The organism is Thalassomonas actiniarum (genome assembly GCF_000948975.2).
Taxonomy (GTDB): Bacteria; Pseudomonadota; Gammaproteobacteria; order Enterobacterales; family Alteromonadaceae; genus Thalassomonas; species Thalassomonas actiniarum.
Genome location: NZ_CP059735.1, coordinates 512,013 through 530,786, shown reverse-complemented (window position 1 = coordinate 530,786; position 18,774 = coordinate 512,013). Strand labels below are relative to the sequence as shown.

Sequence of the window (18,774 nt, the reverse complement as noted above, 5' to 3'; positions counted from 1 at the left end):
CAGAGTCCGGACTCTCCCGGAAGCCCCCGGGAGAGAAGTTCGGTGAAGTAACTTATTTTAACTCTTCCTGCACCTCGGGCTCGGTGCGGGCTTTTTTAATTGTTTCTTATTACCTAAAAACAGCTTACGGTTAGCGGTCTGCACTGCCGGCTGATTTAAGCTCTTCCTGCACCTCGGGCTCGGTCCGGGCTTTTTTGATTTTTTCTTTATTGCCGCAAATCGCGATCTGGTGCTCATCACGATAATAACGAATATCAACACAGTCTTGCTGATAGCGGCGTTCTAATTCCGTACGCAAAATAGGCTTACCTTTTGCTTTGGCGATCTGACGCTGCAGTGCCTGGCATTGCTGAATTTGCTCCGAAACCAAGGTGATATCTTCACACGCTTTTTCCTGTGTGGCACAGCCAGACAAAATCAATAACAGACTGGGGACGACAAAAACGGATTTTTTCATTTTATTTCTCTCTTAACTGCGACCGGCAATGCCGCATTATAGCCAGCAGAGGCTAAACTAGATAGCATTTCCTTGTTATTGATCGTAATCAACTTTTGGCTTTGTTTTTAATGTTTCCTGACAGTAGTGACAGTTCATACTTTGCTCAAACCGTGAAATAGCGTAAAATTGTAGGCTTGAATGCCCCTTGGAGAAAATTATGCAAGTTCAAGTTGTAGATTATACAGCAAAAGACGCCCCCGAGCGTTTCGTAGAAAGTTTACGGAACACAGGATTCGGCGTATTAATCAATCATCCCATCAAGCAAGAAATGGTTGAGTCCATTTATAAAAACTGGCAAACCTTTTTTAATTCAGAACAAAAGCATGATTTAGCCTTCGATCCTGAAAAACAGGACGGTTATTTTGGTCCTGAGGTTTCTGAAACCGCTAAAGGCCATACCAAAAAAGACATCAAAGAGTATTATCATGTTTATCCCTGGGGACGTATCCCGGCGGAGCTTAAGGATGAAATCCTTAACTATTATAAAATGGCCTCAGATCTGGCCGCCGAACTGCTGGACTGGGTGCAGGAGCACAGCCCGGCAGATGTCGCCGCCAAGTATTCCGAAAACCTGTCGAATATGATCAAGGATACGCCTAATACCCTGCTTAGGGTATTGCACTATCCGCCGTTAACCGGTGATGAAGAGCCGGGAGCGATCCGCGCCGCCGCCCATGAAGACATCAACCTGCTGACGGTATTGCCTGCCGCCAATGAGCCTGGTTTACAGGTACAGCAACAAGACGGCAGCTGGTTAGACGTACCTTCGGATTTCGGTAACCTGATCATCAATATCGGTGATATGTTACAGGAAGCCTCCGGCGGTTATTTCCCGTCTACTACCCACAGGGTTATTAACCCGAGCGGTAAAGGCAGCGATAAGTCTCGTATCTCTTTACCGTTATTTTTACACCCGCGCAGTGAAGTAGTGTTATCGGAAAACTATACCAGTGAAAGCTACCTGCTTGAGCGTTTAAGAGAACTTGGCGTTAAGTAATTATCCGTTAATAAAAGACGAATAAACCCTGCTCCTCTTCATCCATGAAGCCGCAGGATTACTGACAGGATGTAAGGACTTAGCTCGCGCAGGGAGCATGCAAGCTGAAATACTTCCAGGTATAAAAAAAGCGAAGCCGGTAACTGGCTTCGCTTTTTTATGCGCCGTTAATTATGTATCCAGCACTTCATCGCTATCAAAACCTAAGTATCCGCGTACTTTGGCTTTGCCGCGGCCAAGCACCCTACGTATATCTTCAATCACAATATACAAGTTAGGGATCAGTATTAAGGTAACAACCGTGGCAAACAATACGCCGAATGCCAAAGAGACCGCCATAGGGATCACTATCTGTGCCTGCATACTGGTCTCAAAGAAGACAATAGGCACCAGACCGATAAAGGTAGTGATCGAAGTTAACATGATGGCACGAAAACGCCTGTTGCCGGCAGCCATGACCGCCTCTTTCAAGGGTATGCCGGCTTTTCGCGCATTATTGACATAATCCACCATGACCAGGGAGTCATTTATCACCACCCCGGAAGCGGCCATGATGCCCAATATGGATAACGCACTTAAATCCATACCCAAAATCATATGCCCCAGCACAGAGCCAATCACGCCAAACGGGATAACACTCATGATCATAAAGGGCTGAGAATAAGATTTCAGCGGCACCGCCAGCAAGGTAAAGATCACCATAAGGGCAATGGCCATATCGCGCATTTGCTTGTTATTATTCTCTATCTCCTCCTGGATCCGACCTGTAACTTCACTTTTCACCAAAGGATATTTTCTCAACAGCTTAGGAATAAAGTTTTCACGGATATCATTAACCACCTTAAAGGGCTCTACCTGGTCGGCGTCAACACTGCCCCAGACATTAATGGTACGATTGCCGTTTTCCCGGCGAATACGGGTAACACCGTCGGTCAGGCTAATGTTGGCCAATTCAGACAAGGGTAGCTCCGCACCATTGGGGGCCTGGATCAATACATCGTCAACATGGCCTACCGAGCTGCGCTGCTCCTGCGGATAACGCACCATGACCTTGATCTCTTCGCCGTCGCGAAGAATACGCTGCGCTTCCAAACCGTAAAAACTAGAGGATACCTGAGAGGCGATATCCGCCAAGGTTAACCCTAAACTATAGGCAAGCGGTTTCAGGGTAAACTGCACTTCCTTGGCACTGGTCTGACGGCTGTCGTTGACATCCCCGATCCCTTTAAGGCTGTTTAATTTCACTTTTAACTCAGCCGCCGCCTGTATCAGTTGCTCATCATCCTTACTTTCGAGACGGAAACTGATATCGCCGTCATCACGGCCACCGCCAAATAAGTTATCATCAATGGTAAAGGATTTAACGCCGGGCAAAGCAGGGATTGCCTGTCGCCATAAGTCCGACAAGGCAAAGGTATCCATGGCCCTATCCTCGGGTAAGACCAGCTTAACCTGAATATTGGCACTGGTACGGCTGCGCAGATCCACCTGCATGTCATCGATCATCGGCTTGCCATATTCAGCCACTATTTGTTCATCTACCTGATACAAGATCCCCTGTATTTTTAACAAGGTATCCAGGGTCGCCTGCTCCGGGCTATCAACATTCATTTCCACTGTGATGCGCGGGAAATCTTCAGGAATTTTCGGCTGGCCGACAAAACGCACCATACCGCCGCTGAACAAACCTGCGGTGATCAACAGGAAACTGATAAACAACATCACCACAGAGTAACGGTATTTAATCGTCATCTTCAAAAACGGTGCATATTGATTTTCAATAAACCCTTTAAGTTTGCGGTCTATCCAGCCACGCAGACGATCCAGCGGATTTTTCGGGTTAAAGGCTTTCACTTTCATATGGGCCAAATGCGCCGGTAAAATCAGCTTGGACTCAACCAGGGAGAACAGCAAACACAAGATCACTACCATGCCTATTGCTTTACCCGTTGCCGCACCTTCCCCTTCGCCAAACAGGAAAGGAACAAAAACCGCAATCGTGGTCAGTACCCCGAAGGTCGCGGGCATCGCCACTTTTTGTACGCCGCGGATCACATTGTCTATGGTATGGCCTTTATCCTCAATTTCGCTATGGGCACTTTCCCCCATCACGATGGCATCATCCACTACTATCCCCAGTACCATGATAAAGGAGAATAAACTGAGAATATTAATGGTGACATCAATAAACTCCATCGGCATAAATAACAAGGTACCGAGGAAACATACCGGTAAGCCCATCATCACCCAGAATGCCAGGCGAATACGCAGGAACAGGGCCAACATCAGGAAAACCAGCACAGCACCGCTTTTCATGTTATCCAGCATCATGTTTAACCGGCCTTCAAGGTAGTAGGTAAAATCAACCCAGATATCGAGTTTTACCCCTTCGGGTAACTCCAGCTGCTTTTGCGCCACATAACGCTTCATCACCTTGGCAACATCGGTAATACTTTGATCGCCCGAGGCGCCCACGAAAAAGGTAACGGAATTCTTGCCGTTATATTTAGAGTACTGCAGTCCTTCTTCGAAACCGTCTTTAATGGCGGCAAGCTCTCCCAGCAATATCTTAGTGCCGTCTTGCAGGGTGATCACAGGAATGGTTTCAAATTCATGCCCACGATAAGCCTGGCTTTCCACCCGCAGGTTGATATAGCCGTTTTCGGCACGGATCTGACCTGCCGACATATTACGGGAGTAGTTGCGCACGGCAGCGGCAACATCATTAAAACTCAGACCATATTCCCTGAGTTTGTCTTTACTGACTTCAACAGAGATTTCATAACCCAGGCCACTGTAGAACTCGGAAATATTCACCAGCGGCTGCTGTTGAATTTCATCATGTACCTTCTTACCCAGGGCTTTTAATTCCAGGTTGCTTAAATCACCGTACAAACTGATATACATGACTTGCTGTTTAAACTTAATGCGCTCAACCGTGGGCCTTTCCATGCCGTCGGGAAAGCTGGAAATGGAATCAATCTGTGATTTCACCTCGTCCAGCACCACCTGGGGATCATATTTATCATCAACACGAAAATAACCGGAAGAAAAATTACGGTTGGAATAAGTGATCACCCGATCCAGCCCCTGTACTGTTTCCAGGGCCTCTTCAATCTTCATGGTGATCCCCTCTTCCACTTCCTGGGGAGCAGCCCCGGGATAAGGCGCAGAAAATTCTAACCAGTTAATTTCAACCTGGGGGAACATTTGTTTGCTGATGGTGGTGGCGGTCAGCAAACCGCCGATGATGATAAATAACATCAACAGGTTGGCAGCCACGCTGTTGCGGGCAAACCAGGCAATCAAGCCTTTATTGGTATCATGCATGGCTTAGTCCTCTACGCTGGCAATTTGCGTATCGGCATCACTTTCTACCGCTTGCTGATCGTTATCGCTTTCTGTTTCGCCTTCTTCATCGCCTAAAGCGAGCTTCATACCGTCAACCGGGAAATCCAGTGCCGAAACGATCAGGCGATCTCCCTGTTTAAGGCCGTTAGAGACGACAACATTGGCGCCATCCTGACGGGCGATTTCCAGGTCCACATAACGCAACAAAGATTCGTTATCCAGGATAGCAACCCGGCCCTCATTGACCAGATAACGGGGAACAATTGCAGCATGGGCAATTTCTATTCCCTGGATGCTGGCATTAACATAAGCACCAAAACGTAGCGGCTCGCTGTTACCGGTTAAAGCATAGGGATCGTTAATTTCTGCCACTAAATAACTCATGCGGCTTTTGTTATCCACCACCCCTTCACTACGGGCAATTGTCGCCGGCCACTGTCTTTCTTGCCCGGCAAACACGCCGTTTAAGATCACCTTGGCATGCACCCCCTGCCCGGCTAAAAACTGCAGTTGGTTATCGGCAACCGGTAAACGCACTTCGGCAGTATCCGTGCCCAGCACTTTACCTACCTGGGTGCCGACACCGACAAACGATCCCAGACCGATATTGCGGCTGTCGATCATGGCATCATAAGGTGCGCGGATTTCGGTGCGCTCCAGGTTACGCTTGGCCCTAAGCACGGCAGCCTGCGCGGCTTTGACCCGGGCAAGTTCCTGTGCCAGCTGAGGTTTACGCAAGCTCAGCTCGGTGGGTGAGCTATCTGTAATGCGTTTCCACTCCTGCTCGGCGACTTTACCCTGCGCCCGTTCGGTTTCCAGGGCGGAGCGGGCAGAAGCCATAGTGGCCTGGGCATCAATTAACGCCGCTTCATAATCGCTGGGATCAATGCGCGCCAGCAACTGGTCTTTTTTCACCTGGCCACCGCGTAAAAAAGCCTCGGAAAGTTCCACTATCTGGCCGCTGACCTGGGCCACCAGTTCGGTTTCGTATTTAGGCTGTACGATGCCGTATGACGCCACTTCCAGGGTGAGGGGAGTAACATTGATATCTTCAACGGCGACAATCGGGGTGGTATCCACTTCGGGTTTTTCTTCAGGAGGTTTCTTCATGTTGGACAAGCCTGCCATCAGGCCAACACCGGCAAGTAAAATGCCTATAGGTATAATAATCTGTTTTTTTCGTGTCACCGCTTCGTCCTCACTCAATAAATCAGGGTAGCATTATTATTTTTGCCGTAAGAATAGCTAATTCTACCGCAACAAATTTAACAAATATGTAACCGTGTATTACAAAAAACGCGCCTAAATGATAAAACCGAGCCAAAAAAATGTGACTAAATAATATTTTACATATTTAACAACAACATACACACAACGAACTCTAAGTATTAACCAAACAAAAATAAGGAAAAATAAACTGCCGCAGGTGAGAATAAAATGGAAATAGTCATTAATGCTATTTATTATTAATTCCTCCTACATTTTGGCTGATTTCATTAATAACAGCCTAAATCCAAGGATAAACAGACCCGGATTCGGAAGTAAGACACAGCTTTTCTTTCCGGCTTTTTTCCGCTTTTATTCCCGGCTCAGCAAGTTGGCGTAACATTTTGTTATCAAATATCAAAAGCAAGTCCTTGCAATCAAAGGCGCCAAGCCTAACACTGAGTAAAAATACCCCGGGAGAAAATTCACTATGCTGACCAAGATAACCCTATTTTTTCAGTTTTTAAATGACGGGACTGCCTCTGAAAATGAGCAGGAGATCTCCCTGGAAATTGCCTGCGCGGTACTGTTATGCGAGGTGATGCGCGCCGACGGACACTTTGACCCGCAGGAACAAGCGCATATCAGTAAAATTTTGATGACACAGTTTCAACTTACCCCGGCAGAAGTGGCTGAAATTATCGACCAGGCAATCAAGCTGAGTGAGCACGCCACCGACTTTTACCAGTTTACCTCGAAAATTAACCAGCATTACTCCCTTGAGCAGCGCATCAATATGGTTTGCCTGTTGTGGCAGCTTGCCTATGCCGACGGTGAACTTGCCGCCATTGAAGAGCATATTATCCGTAAAATTGCCGATCTGCTGTATTTAAACCATCATGAATATATTCAGGCCAAGCTTGCCGCCCAACAGTAACTAATATAAATAAGCCATAGTGTCGAACAGGCACTATGCGTTATCATAGCCGCTATAACTTGTTCCCTTTTTTCATTTGTAGAGTTTTATGGCAACTATTGGTAAATTCAACACCCTCCCCGTTATCGCCCTGACGGATAATGGCGCTTATCTCGATGCCGGTGAGCTCGGAGAAATCCTGCTGCCAAATCGTTATCTTCCCGAAAATTGTCAGCCAGATGACCAGCTGGAGGTGTTTGTTTATCTCGACTCCGCCGATCGCCTGGTGGCAACCACCGAAAAGCCTCTGGCCCAGGTAGATGAATTTGCTTCGTTGAAAGTGGTACAAGTCAACAAAATGGGCGCCTTTTTAGACTGGGGCCTGCCAAAAGACTTGCTGGTGCCTTTTAACCAGCAACATACCAAGATGGAAGTGGGCAAGTATTACCTGGTCAGAGTGTTCCTCGACCAGAGAACCGAACGCCTGGTGGCCTCAAGTAAACTGGACAGGTTTCTCGATATCTGGCCGGCAGAATACCAGCAAGGAGAAAAAGTCGAGTTAACCATAGGCGGCAAAACCGATTTAGGCTTTAAAGCCATTATCAACAACAGCCACTGGGGCCTGTTGTATAACAATGAAATTTTCCAGCCGCTGCGCACCGGCAGGAAGCTTACCGGCTATATCAAGCAACAAAGGGAAGATGGCCGTATCGATCTGATTTTAACCCGCGGCGGCAAAGGCAAAGTGATCGATTTCAGCGATAAGTTATTGGCTTACCTGGCGGACAATGACGGTTATGCCCCCCTGCACGATAAAAGCTCGCCCGAGCAGATTAAAAGAGCCCTAGGGGTCAGCAAAAAAACTTTTAAGGCCACCGTCGGCAACCTGATGAAAAAAGGCAAGATCACCATAGAAGCCCAGGGTATACGCTTAAAATAAACATGTTCTTTATTTGTTAAACAAAAGGGGAGCCATTGGCTCCCCTTTTTATTTCAACAGCGTTTTTTGCCAAGATAATTAAAAACTACCACGTATGCCTATGCTGATCCCGCGTCCGGGCAGCGGCGCGACATCTTTAAGGAAAGAAGAATGCACCCGGGCATTTTTATCGGTCAGGTTTTGCCCCTTCAGGTAAATAACCGCATCATCCCCGAACCCTTCCAGGTAATAATTGATATGGGCGTCCAGCATCAGGTAACCTGAAGTCTCGGTTTCATTCACGGCAAGCTTATCCTGTTTAAAATAATAACTGGCGCTAAGCTCGGCATCAAAACTCTGTCCCTGGTAATTAAACTCACTACCGATGCGTGTTGGCGGGATCCTGGGCAAGTTACCGCCATCGGTAAGTTTACCGCGGACAAAGTCGGCAAAAACACCGGTTGTCACCTGGGGGGTTAACTGATAGTTAAGGTCAATTTCCGCGCCATACATATCAACATCCGCCTGACGATACACCAGCACAGGCAAAGCTTCATCTTCATGACCGTGGTCTTCGCTAAAAACTAATCCTGTAGTGTGCTGATAGTAGTAATCTTCAACATGGTTATAAAAACCGCTTAAGACAAAACTAAAATCTCCCCGGTATTTTCTCAAGGTCACATCTACGTTATAAGAAGTTTCCAACTCCACGTCATTCTCAATCAGGTGCGGATGAAACTCGCCGTCTCCTTCATCGTGTAAAGAAAACAAGGCACCCACTTCATAGGTATTGGTACCGATATGGGGGCCGTAAGAGAACAGCTCTCCCGCCGAAGGCGCCCGTTGCGAGTAAGCCAGCGACAGCCCGAGATTATAATCAGGGGCAAAATCCCAGACACCGCCAACAGAAGCACTGACCGGATTAAAGCTCTGTTTGTCGAAATCAATTTCTTGTGCTGGCTCAGCTTCCCCTTCATGCTCGTGACCTTCAAGGACCAGGGTATCTGCAGAAATCGTCAAATGCTCCAGACGGGCCCCCAGTTGCAGCAAGAAATCGCCATAACGCTTTTCTTCCAGCCAGGCTATCGCCTGAGATTTAGTGGTTGATGATGGCGTAAAGGCTTCCTCCCCCACGGCGGAGAAATCAGATTTTTTATAATGGAAAGTCCAGGCCCCCTGCCAACCGTTAAAGTGCTGGTGATAAAGATCCAGTCGCCCTTCAAGGCTTTCATTGTCAAACTGAGTACCGACTTCACCGCCTTCAATTTCCTGGTGCTGGTAGTCGGTGTAAGCCAGTTTACCTTGCAGGCGTTGAATAAAGCTTTGCTCAAAGTTGAGCTCGGTAAGCAACTGATAACGCTTTTGTTCCATATCCGCATAAACATCAGACGCTGGCGATTCCTCATGCTCCTCATGTTCCTCGTGTTCTTCATGCGCCTCATGCTCTTCTTCGTGCTCATCCTCATGTGCTCCATGGGCGTGACCGGGTACGCCATATTCCCGGTTCATTGACGAAAATGAAGCCCCCAGGTAACCATTATCAAACAAATAACTGCCGCCTAAAGTAAAACCCGAAGATTTGGAAGCGCTGTTAGCCAGGGTGCCGCTTTCTGAAACTTCCTCGCCGTGCTCTTCGTGTTCCTCGTGCTCTTCATGCTCTTCGTGGCCAGCTTCGGCATCGCCGGCTATTTCGTAATCATTGGACTCACGCCAGAAACCATCAAGATGCAAGGCAAACTGGTCTTTACCTGTGTCCAGACTCAGGGACGCCTGATTTTCATCGGCAACGGTATTGTGCTCCACTAACCACTCTGCCGCATTATCCGTTGATGTCGGTATCCGGTTATCGACAACATTAACAACACCGCCTATGGCGCCGCTGCCATAAAACAAGGTAGCAGGACCGCGCAATACTTCTATCTGAGTGGCGGTACTGGTTTCAGAGGCCACCACATGATCCGGACCCACCCGGGAGGCATCGCCGACATCCAGACCATTTTGCGTGACTAATACCCTTGGGCCGTCCAATCCGCGAATAATAGGGCTACTGGCGACAGGGCCAAAGTAGCTGGAATGCACGCCCACTTCATTTTTCAGGGTTTCCCCCAGGGTCGAGGCTTGCTTGAGCCTTAACTCATCACTGGTAAGCACGTTCACCGGCAAAGCCGAACTGATACTGGTGGCATTAAAAGGGCTGGCCTGTACCCGGATCACCTCCATCGCCGCCGGACTCAGTACCAGCTGCAGATCCGCGATATTCTGCCCCTCAAGCTGCAGAGACTTTTCTATCGAGGTAAAATCTTCTGCCTCGACCAATAAGGTCACAGCGCCGGTATTCACCCTGTCCAGGGTAAACCCCCCTGAATTGTCGGTGATCACAGAAAGCGCCGGGTCAGCTTGCCCCTGCAGGGTAATTTTTGCTCCGCCGACCGCTTCACCCTTGAGATTCACCACTTGTCCGGTAATTTTTTCCGCCCAGGCAGGAAAAGACAGCGATGCTGCCAATGAGCATGCCACCATAAATTGTTTGTTTTGCATTTGTTCTAGTTCCAGTAAATATCCGGCAAAAAATCCGGCAAATAAATAAGCCACGGTTATTCCGGCCGACAACAGACCAGACAGAAATAAACCGCTTTAAAAAGATAAGATTACTGGTGAACCGGCGGCGCCCTTAACGGCGGAGAAAGGTAAAAACTCCCGGACTCCTCAGCGGCAACAAGTGCGACAGAGATCCTCTGGAAAAGATTGGCGGAAAACCCCGAAAACAACGGAGAAACTTCTGGAGTATCAATGTGATGTTGACACAGGTGACATTCTTGAAGCTCGTTGCTTTCAGCGATAAGATCAAAGTGAGCACCATGAGAGAAAAACGAAAAAACCCAAAAAATCAGCAAAATACGGCTGATAGCAGTGAGGTTTTTATGTATTTGCAAAAATAGTGACTTCATAACGGCTGTGATATTATAACATTTTCATTCAAGATACAATATCACATTGATACCTGCTGGCTTATCCCTTTGATCTTATGGTCAAAGATTCGCCGGAAAAATCTTTCGCCTTCACTCATCCCTGAGCATATAAGCTGAAAGCTGGCTATCTGGCACCAGCCAGCCCTCCTTCCCTATAACTCAAAGTATTCACAAAATACCTTATACAGCTCAGTACCCTGGTTCACACTGGCGGAGGCAAAATGTAAAATCGGGATCACCGGCCGGTCCAGGGATAAGTAATGCAGGGCATCGCCGTCACCGTAATTATCCATGCGTAAAATTCTCGCAATCGGCTCTCCCGCCGCTAAGGGCTCGCCAAAGGTCGCCAGGTAATCCACCATGCCGCCCATAGGAGAATAAAAGGCCTTATAATCTTTTAAATAACAGGCATAGCGGGTCATGGCCTGCGGCTGAAAACTGGCGTCAGCGATCACGCCTTTATATTGCAGGTAACTTAAAATACTCAAGGCATCCTGGTAGGCGACATCCAGATCTATCTGCTCCTGTGAGCCCAGCTCTACGGTAAAACTTTCCTTATTGAAGTCCAGCTCCCGTCCCAGCTCGCCAAAAGCCTGCTGCAGCGTCCACCAGGGACAAAAAGTCGCTTCATCCATGGCGCCGTCAAAACTATTGGGAATAACAATGGTATGGGGAATATCAAAATACCGGGCACTGTCGATGGCATATTCAGGACAATACAAGTGTTTGCTGGAAATAGGGCCGGTGTGCAAGTCCAACACCAGATCCGCCTTATGGGCCATCTTTTGCAGCTGGTAGGCGATACGCTGGCCTGTGGTTAAGCCAAACACATTATGATCCAGCTTGTCGGCGATATCAGCCAGCAATAACTCGCGAAAGGCCTGCTCGATCACTTCAATACTACTTGCCTGATGCTGTTCGGAAAATTCCGGGATCTGCTGCTCATTAAAATGATACATGCGGTTCCAGTTGACCCCGGTAATAGGATCAAAACGTCCCAGGGTATACTCGCCGTTTTTATGATTGCAGCCCACCGGGTTGGCATAAGGCACCAGGGTGATATTCCCCAGTAAAGTCAGGCCCTGCAATAATTCCAGCAGCTGATAGATCACCGCATTGCCCTGAACTTCAGCGCCGTGCATATTCGCCTGGATATAAACACCCGGGCCGCTGCCTTGCCCTTTTAACCTGTATACCGGCACGGTAAGGGCGGCGCCGCTGGCCATCTCCCCCATATGCAGCACTTCTTTGATCAGCAGATTTTTTTGCACTTGATTCATGGCAATTACCTCATATACCAGGTGGCCGGCTCGGCAGCACGCACCTGGTGCAGGGCCCCCTGCTCATAGACATATTCTGCGGCGATTTGATGGCAAAGGAAAAACGGCATACTCTCGGTAAAGCCATATGCGCCGCAATAGCCAAACACCAGCTGGTCGGCAACGTTAACATCGCCGGGTAAAGGCAGGCGCCCTAACTTATCCAAACTGGTACACAAAGGGCCGTGAATATCAAAAAGCTGCGCTTCTTGCTCCGACGGGCGCAATAAGCTTACCGGGAACGGCTGCGTTGTGATTGCCGGGCGCAGCAGGTGATTGATGCCCCCCGCCAGCACCAGTTGCTCGTGGTCAAAGTTAGACTTGCGATCAACAACCGGGGCCAGGTAATAGCCATATTCGGCCACCGCATAACGGCCCAGCTCCAGCCATAACTCCTCAACCCCGGCAGCTTGTTTGATCCGGGCCAGATCCGACAGTGCCTGCTGCCAGCACAATGCTTGCCCTTGCTGCAAATAATCAATACCCAGACCGCCGCCAAGATCCAATATCTTTAAGCTCATGCCAATTTCCTGCGCCAAAGCCAGCAGCGGCGCTACCATTTGCGACCATAAAGCAAACATCCGCTCATTGCTGAGCATATTGCCCCATTGAAAGATATGCAGGCCGCAGATATCCAGGGCGGGATAATCCGCCACTTTAACAGCACACCACTCATTTACCGAGAGACCAAAAGGCGTCAGCTCGTTACCCCCTAAAGGATTTTTCTCTCCCTCAGGCCATTGCAGCTGCACCCGAAGCAAAACCTGCGGGCAAACACCTTGCTCGCTTGCGGCCTCATTAAGCCAGCTCAGCTGGTTAAGGCTTTCAATAACAAAGGTATTCACCCCCTGGGCCAGAAAAGCCACCAGCTGTTTTTTCGATTTGGCCGGGCCGGTATTGAGCACCTGGGCGGGGTCCACCTCCTGGGATAATACCTGCGCCAGCTCGCCGCTGCTGGCAACATCAAAGTTAAAGCCGGCCTCGCTAAAGCTGCGGATCACCCGCGACAGCGGATTGGCTTTCACCGCAAACCACAGCTTGACCACATCCTGCTGTTGCAGCCTTTGCAAGTGCGCCTTCAGGGCATCGAGGTGATAAACGAAATAACCGTTTTCATGATGGTCACCGCTGTGGTGCCTTTGTAATAACGGCCTGATCTCTTCATCAAACCAAGGGGGTGTTTTATTCATAACATTTCTTCTCAATAACAACCAGCTTTAGCGCAACAAGGATTCCAAGGTAAGTGAGGCATCACTTTTTTCATCTCTGTATTTGACAATTAAGGCACAGGCCATGGTCAGTCCCAAATCACTGCCCCAGTCGCCTTTTACCGGTCGGGTGCCGGGCACCACGACCGCACGCTCAGGAATGGCCGCGCCTTTTTCCAGCATCTTCTGGTTAACGCAGTCATAAACCGGCACCGAAGCCGATAACGACACCCCGGGGGCGATCACCGCACCTTTTTTCACGACTATGCCTTCGACAATCACTACACCGGCACTTAAAAACACCTCATCTTCGATGATCACCGGCTTGGCCCCCACCGGCTCCAATACCCCGCCGATCTGTACCGCCGCCGAGACATGGACATTTTTCCCCACCTGGGCGCAGGAGCCGATCAGGGCATGGCTGTCCACCATAGTGCCGCTGTCGACAAAAGCGCCGATATTGATATAGGCCGGCGGCATAATGATCACCCCGGGGGCAACATAAGCGCCGCGCCGCACGGAAGAGCCTCCCGGTACTAACCGTACCTTGTCTTCCACCTTGAACTGCCTGGGAGGCAAATTGGCCTTATCGACAAACCCCGGATAGGCACCGTTAAACTCGGCATTTTCTCCCGCTTTAAACGCCGCCAATATCGCCTTTTTGGCGTCGACATTCGCCTGCCAGTTGCCGCTTTCATCCTGATAGGCAGATCTGACCGATCCGGTTTCTAATTGTTCTATGGTTTGTTGCCAGTTCATTCTCAACTCCTGAATTATTTTTTATCCAGAGGCTTACCCCGGGGTTCCCCGGATTTCACCGCTGTTCATGGTTTAAATCGTTTACTGTATTGTTAAAGGTAAGCCCGGTTAGTTCAGGCAGGCTTGTCCCTGCCGCTGTGCCTGCCACTGGCTGATCAACTGATCCTGATGGACCAGGGCCTGGCTGTCGGACAATTCGGTATGGGTCAAAGGGGGACGTAAGGTCGGCGAACTCAGCACCTGCTGTTCAAACATCAGCTGCTTCACCGGAATAGGATTTGCCACGGCAAAAAGCGGTGCGATAGCATTTTGCCATAAGGGAAACAAACCCTGGTTTTGTGCCGTCAGGGATAATTCAACATAAGCCCGGGTTGCTTCGGGCCAGGCATTGGCGCAAACCGATACCAGGCCTTGGGCCCCGGCGCTGGCAAGATAAGGCATCATGGCGTCTTCGCCGCTATATAAAGCCAGTTCCGGACAGGCCTGGCGGTAGCGCAGAAACTGCTCCAGTTCGCCGCTGGCTTCTTTTAGCGCCCAGCAATTATCATGGTGTTGCAGCTTGGCCAGCGTTTCAACATCCAGGTCAATGCCGCTTCTGGACGGCACGTTATATAACATGCAGGGGTATTTCGCCTGATCCAGCAAGGCTCTGAACCACAGATATTGCCCTTGTGGGCCGGGTTTGGCATACAAAGGGCTGCCCAGCAGGTAGGCCTGTACCGGCAAGCGGTTACAGGTCTGGAGCCACTTTAACTGTGAAGGCAGATCATGGCCGCCGACAGCCACCATCAGCGGCACGGCTAACGACAAGCGGCAAATGTATTCAACAATACTTAATTGCTCTTCAAAGGATAAGGCCAGCCCCTCACCGGTACTGCCCAGCAGCAGGATACCGTTGCCGGCATCCGCCTGATCCCGGGCGATGGCTTCAAGGCTGGTAAAGTCAATTTCGCCGTTGGCATGAAAAGGCGTAACCAGGGCGGTCCACAAAGGACAGTTAAGGGATAAATTGGATTCTTGTATCTGATTCATTGCTCTCGAACTCATAACGTTCGGAGAACTTTAAGGCATTTGCATCAAGCACAAACCGGCAAGGGGTGCAGGCTAAAGGCTTTTTGCAAAGGCCAGAAGCTCTCCACCTAACAGGTGACAGTCGGCGGGATTCAACCCGGTCAACCGATATCGCTATCATCAAAAATAGCGCTATCTCGGCGTTAATCCCCCTCATTATTTATCACCGGAGTTTGATCTCCTCAAAATAATTACCTGGTTAACGCTCCTCTTCTGGCCCTTTCCGCCACGCCTGAAGGCATGGCGGTCGCTGATTTCTGCTCGCCGGGTGTCGGGGTTAACCCGAGTGAAAACCACGGCTTGAAGAATCTGCTTCAATAAGGGACGGCGGCTATTTAATCACCTTTGCTTGCTCCCTGTCAATAGACGCCTATACGTTTATTTTTCCGCGAAGCTAGAGCTTTTCCCAGATAATTTTCCTACCCGGCCTTTGGCTGGCAGGCAATAATTTACCGAAAAATACCTTTAAGTTACTGAAGATAACATTTACTTCCGGTAAACTAGCGCGATTAATCAAGAGAGCACCGGCTTTCATGCCAGCCGCTATCATCAGGGGCCAGGTAGCAGTTTCCGCCCAGTAAACAGGTAAATAACATGTCTTTAAGCAATCCCAGTCAACTTCTTATGCGCAACAGTGATTTGTTGGAGGCTGATTGTCCGTTATTGATAAATTTACCTGCCGACGGTTTGCTCGCCGCCTACCTTGAACAATACCCGAGCTGCAAGATCACTTGCTTTAATAATAACTTTGAGCACCACCAGGCATTAAAACAAAGTTACCCGGGCAAAGCCGAATTTGTTTTTAACTGCCAGTACAAAAGTGATAAACAACATGATCTGGTGGTAATAGCGTTTCCCAAAAGCAAAGCCGAACTGGCCTTTACCCTGGCGATGATCAATCCGCAACTCCCCGAAAACACGCCGATATTGATCGTCGGAGAAAATAAGGGCGGGGTAAAATCAACCGGCAAATTAGCCGCGGATTATATCCACCATATCGGCAAGGTAGATTCCGCCCGCCACTGCACCCTGTTTAGCGGCCTGGCCAATACGGAACAGGCCCCGTTTGATATCAATGCCTGGTTTAAGCATTATCACTTTACCCAGGGTGATATCAAACTGGAAATCGCTTCCCTGCCCGGCGTTTTCAGCCAAAATGCCCTGGATAAAGGCACCGAGCTCTTGCTCAATAACCTGCCTGCCAATCTTGAAGGCGAATTGCTGGATTTTGGCTGCGGCGCCGGGGTGATCAGTTGCTTTATCGGTAAAAAATATCCACAGGCACGGCTGGCATTATTGGATGTCAGCGCCCTGGCCCTGGCCTCGGCAGAAAAAACCTTGGCAATAAACGGTTTAAGCGGCACGGTATTTCCTTCTAACAGCCTGTCTGAGGTCAGGGGAAAATACCAGCATATCGTCTCCAACCCGCCGTTTCACCAGGGGGTTAAAACCCACTACGGGGCGACGGAGAGTTTTCTCAAACAGATTAAGGGACACCTTAAACCTAAGGGCAATGTCACCATAGTGGCCAATAACTTTTTAAGCTATAAACCCATTATGGAAAAGGCTATTGGTACGACCACGACACTGATCAATGAAAAAGGCTTTGCTATTTATCATTCTCAGATAAGATAGGGCGGCAGACATAATAACCTGATGTATGTTTTATCTGATGTATTTGTTAAAATATGGTTGATCTATCTCCACTTTTCTACAATCATCCAAGTAGTCGCCTGTAACAATGAAGAATTAATTTGATCCCTGGCTTATGACATCATCCGCAAAAATCAAGTCTATCCAGCGTCACCTGTTGTTTTTAATTACCGGTGGAGTATGCCTGATCCAGATTATCGGCATCTCATTTATTGCCATGACTTTCGTTGACAATGCCCAGCAAAATATCGAACTTGAAAGCCAATACAGCGCCGAAACCATCGCCAGCCGAAGTATCAGCTACCTAGAAGCCAATGATCACGATGGTCTGCATGATCTGTTATTGGATATAAAAAACATCCCATACATCAATTACGTACATATCTACCGATTACAGGATGACAGCGAAGAGATTGAATTTTTTACCAGTTATAACCGGGATGAAAATTTTCCGGCAATTCCGGACAAAATAGGCGAAATAGACAAGTTAACCACCACCAATTATACCGAGAACTTTCTTGAGCTGATCATCCCCATCAAGAAGCAAAAGATATACGGCTATCTTTATATCCAGTCGAGCACAGAGCAAGTTAAAGAAATCATCCAGAAAACCATCATTATTGCCGCTATCGTCTTTACCGTTTCCCTTTGCTTTACCCTGTTGATCATCATCAGGGTACACCGGATGATCACTGTGCCGATAAAAAGCCTGATCGGCACGGTACAGGATATTTCCCAACATAAAAACTACACCTTAAGATGCCAGGACATGCCCTATCAGGAGCTGGATATTTTATCCCGCAACCTCAATATTATGCTCTCAAGGACCAGTAAACATATTACCAAGCAGGATAATGCCGAACAGCAGATATTAAAGCTTAACCATGAACTCGAAGACAAAGTCAGCCAGCGAACCGAGGCGCTGAAAGAGTCAAATCAGGAACTGCTGTCGACGCTGGAAAAACTGCACCAGTTCCAGGGACAGTTGGTGGAAAGTGAAAAAATGGCGTCCCTGGGGGACATGGTGGCCGGGGTTGCCCATGAAGTTAACACCCCGATAGGCCTGGGGGTTACGGCATCAACCTTATTGTCAGATCGTCTTAATGCCATTAAAGATGCTTTTGAAAACAAAACTTTAAAATCAAGCCAGCTGAAAAAATTCCTTAACGAAGGTCAGGAAAACGTGGCCATTGTTTACCGTAATCTCAACCGCGCCGCCGATTTAATTTCAAGCTTTAAACGGGTGGCGGTAGACCAGTCCAGTGAACAGGATCGCACCTTTAACGTCAAAGAGTTGATTAACGAAGTCTTCCTGACCCTGGCGCCGCAAATCAAACAAAAACCTTTTGAGCTTGAACTCAATTGCCCGGGCGATCTGGTGGTGATCAGTAAACCCGGGCCTATCAACCAGATTTTGATCAACCTGATCGTCAACTCCATCCTCCATGGTTTCGAGGGTAAAGACGACGGCGTGATCAGTATTACCGTGATGAATTTAAGCGGCCAGCTGCACATAAATTACCGGGATAACGGCACAGGTGTCAGCCAGTCTATCAAGGGAAAAATATTTGACCCCTTTATTACAACAAAAAGAGGGGCCGGTGGTAGTGGCTTAGGCTTACATTTGGTCTACAATTTAGTAACACAGGCACTTGGCGGCAGCATTCAATTTGAAAGTGAAATCAACAAGGGCGTCAGCTTTGATATTCACTTTCCGGTTGTAAAATCTGCAAGTTAGTAGATAAAACAGATTTTTTTTAATATATATATGTAATAACTATTGGCTCAGGGAAAGACAAAGGTTATTGTTATTTATAATCAGGTTATATAAGATACCGGGTTGTTTTGTTAACAAAACCCCAACCAATAGCAACTACGTATGCTAATTTGACATTGTTAGTGGAAGA

General features: G+C 48.4%; 13 protein-coding genes and 1 riboswitch. Of the genes, 5 read left to right on the top strand and 8 right to left on the bottom strand.

Features of this window, described 5'->3' with window-relative positions; all coding sequences use genetic code 11:
* Positions 1-130 precede the first annotated feature (130 nt).
* Entirely contained in the window at positions 131-457 is a 327-nt protein-coding gene (locus SG35_RS02365; RefSeq protein WP_044833854.1) for a lipoprotein, read from the bottom strand.
* A gap of 199 nt (positions 458-656) precedes the next feature.
* Between SG35_RS02365 and SG35_RS02360 the strand changes: the two genes are divergently transcribed.
* Positions 657-1,496 (top strand): isopenicillin N synthase family dioxygenase, encoded by an 840-nt coding sequence (locus SG35_RS02360; protein ID WP_044833853.1) that lies wholly within the window; start codon positions 657-659, stop codon positions 1,494-1,496.
* Between the two features lie 171 nt (positions 1,497-1,667).
* On the opposite strand, the gene SG35_RS02355 is transcribed toward SG35_RS02360, so the two are convergent.
* Both SG35_RS02355 and SG35_RS02350 read right to left on the bottom strand, forming a co-directional pair.
* Positions 1,668-4,826 carry an efflux RND transporter permease subunit gene (locus SG35_RS02355; protein ID WP_044833852.1) on the bottom strand — a complete coding sequence of 1,053 codons (3,159 nt, stop codon included), beginning with the start codon at positions 4,824-4,826 and terminating at the stop codon, positions 1,668-1,670.
* A gap of 3 nt (positions 4,827-4,829) precedes the next feature.
* On the bottom strand, positions 4,830-6,035 hold the full coding sequence (locus SG35_RS02350) for an efflux RND transporter periplasmic adaptor subunit (protein ID WP_152646680.1): 1,206 nt from the start codon (positions 6,033-6,035) through the stop codon (positions 4,830-4,832).
* A 508-nt stretch (positions 6,036-6,543) separates the two neighbouring features.
* Between SG35_RS02350 and SG35_RS02345 the strand changes: the two genes are divergently transcribed.
* Together SG35_RS02345 and SG35_RS02340 are read left to right on the top strand one after the other, a co-directional pair.
* Entirely contained in the window at positions 6,544-6,990 is a 447-nt protein-coding gene (locus tag SG35_RS02345; RefSeq protein WP_044833851.1) for a tellurite resistance TerB family protein, read from the top strand.
* An 88-nt stretch (positions 6,991-7,078) separates the two neighbouring features.
* Complete coding sequence (locus SG35_RS02340; protein ID WP_044833850.1) at positions 7,079-7,909, top strand: CvfB family protein; 831 nt, start codon at positions 7,079-7,081, stop codon at positions 7,907-7,909.
* Positions 7,910-7,987: 78 nt separating this feature from the next.
* Here the strand turns inward: SG35_RS02340 and SG35_RS02335 are convergent, their stop codons facing one another.
* The 5 genes from SG35_RS02335 to dapA all read right to left on the bottom strand — a co-directional run bounded on the left by SG35_RS02335 (position 7,988) and on the right by dapA (position 15,175).
* Positions 7,988-10,480 (bottom strand): TonB-dependent receptor, encoded by a 2,493-nt coding sequence (locus SG35_RS02335; RefSeq protein WP_337993190.1) that lies wholly within the window; start codon positions 10,478-10,480, stop codon positions 7,988-7,990.
* A 529-nt stretch (positions 10,481-11,009) separates the two neighbouring features.
* Entirely contained in the window at positions 11,010-12,137 is a 1,128-nt protein-coding gene (locus SG35_RS02330) for a succinylglutamate desuccinylase/aspartoacylase family protein (RefSeq protein WP_044833849.1), read from the bottom strand.
* Positions 12,138-12,142: 5 nt separating this feature from the next.
* On the bottom strand, positions 12,143-13,366 hold the full coding sequence (locus SG35_RS02325) for a PLP-dependent decarboxylase (protein WP_053043161.1): 1,224 nt from the start codon (positions 13,364-13,366) through the stop codon (positions 12,143-12,145).
* A gap of 27 nt (positions 13,367-13,393) precedes the next feature.
* Entirely contained in the window at positions 13,394-14,143 is a 750-nt protein-coding gene (locus tag SG35_RS02320) for a 2,3,4,5-tetrahydropyridine-2,6-dicarboxylate N-succinyltransferase (protein WP_044833848.1), read from the bottom strand.
* Between the two features lie 108 nt (positions 14,144-14,251).
* Positions 14,252-15,175: a 4-hydroxy-tetrahydrodipicolinate synthase gene (gene dapA / locus SG35_RS02315; RefSeq protein ID WP_044833847.1), complete on the bottom strand. Its 924-nt coding sequence runs from the start codon at positions 15,173-15,175 to the stop codon at positions 14,252-14,254.
* An 88-nt stretch (positions 15,176-15,263) separates the two neighbouring features.
* A riboswitch (Lysine riboswitch) is annotated at positions 15,264-15,435 on the bottom strand.
* Between the two features lie 373 nt (positions 15,436-15,808).
* On the opposite strand from dapA, the gene SG35_RS02310 reads away from it, so the two are divergent.
* Together SG35_RS02310 and SG35_RS02305 are read left to right on the top strand one after the other, a co-directional pair.
* Positions 15,809-16,849, top strand: a complete 1,041-nt coding sequence (locus SG35_RS02310) for a methyltransferase (protein WP_044833846.1) — start codon at positions 15,809-15,811, stop codon at positions 16,847-16,849.
* A gap of 133 nt (positions 16,850-16,982) precedes the next feature.
* Entirely contained in the window at positions 16,983-18,605 is a 1,623-nt protein-coding gene (locus SG35_RS02305; RefSeq protein WP_044833845.1) for a sensor histidine kinase, read from the top strand.
* Positions 18,606-18,774: the final 169 nt, after the last annotated feature.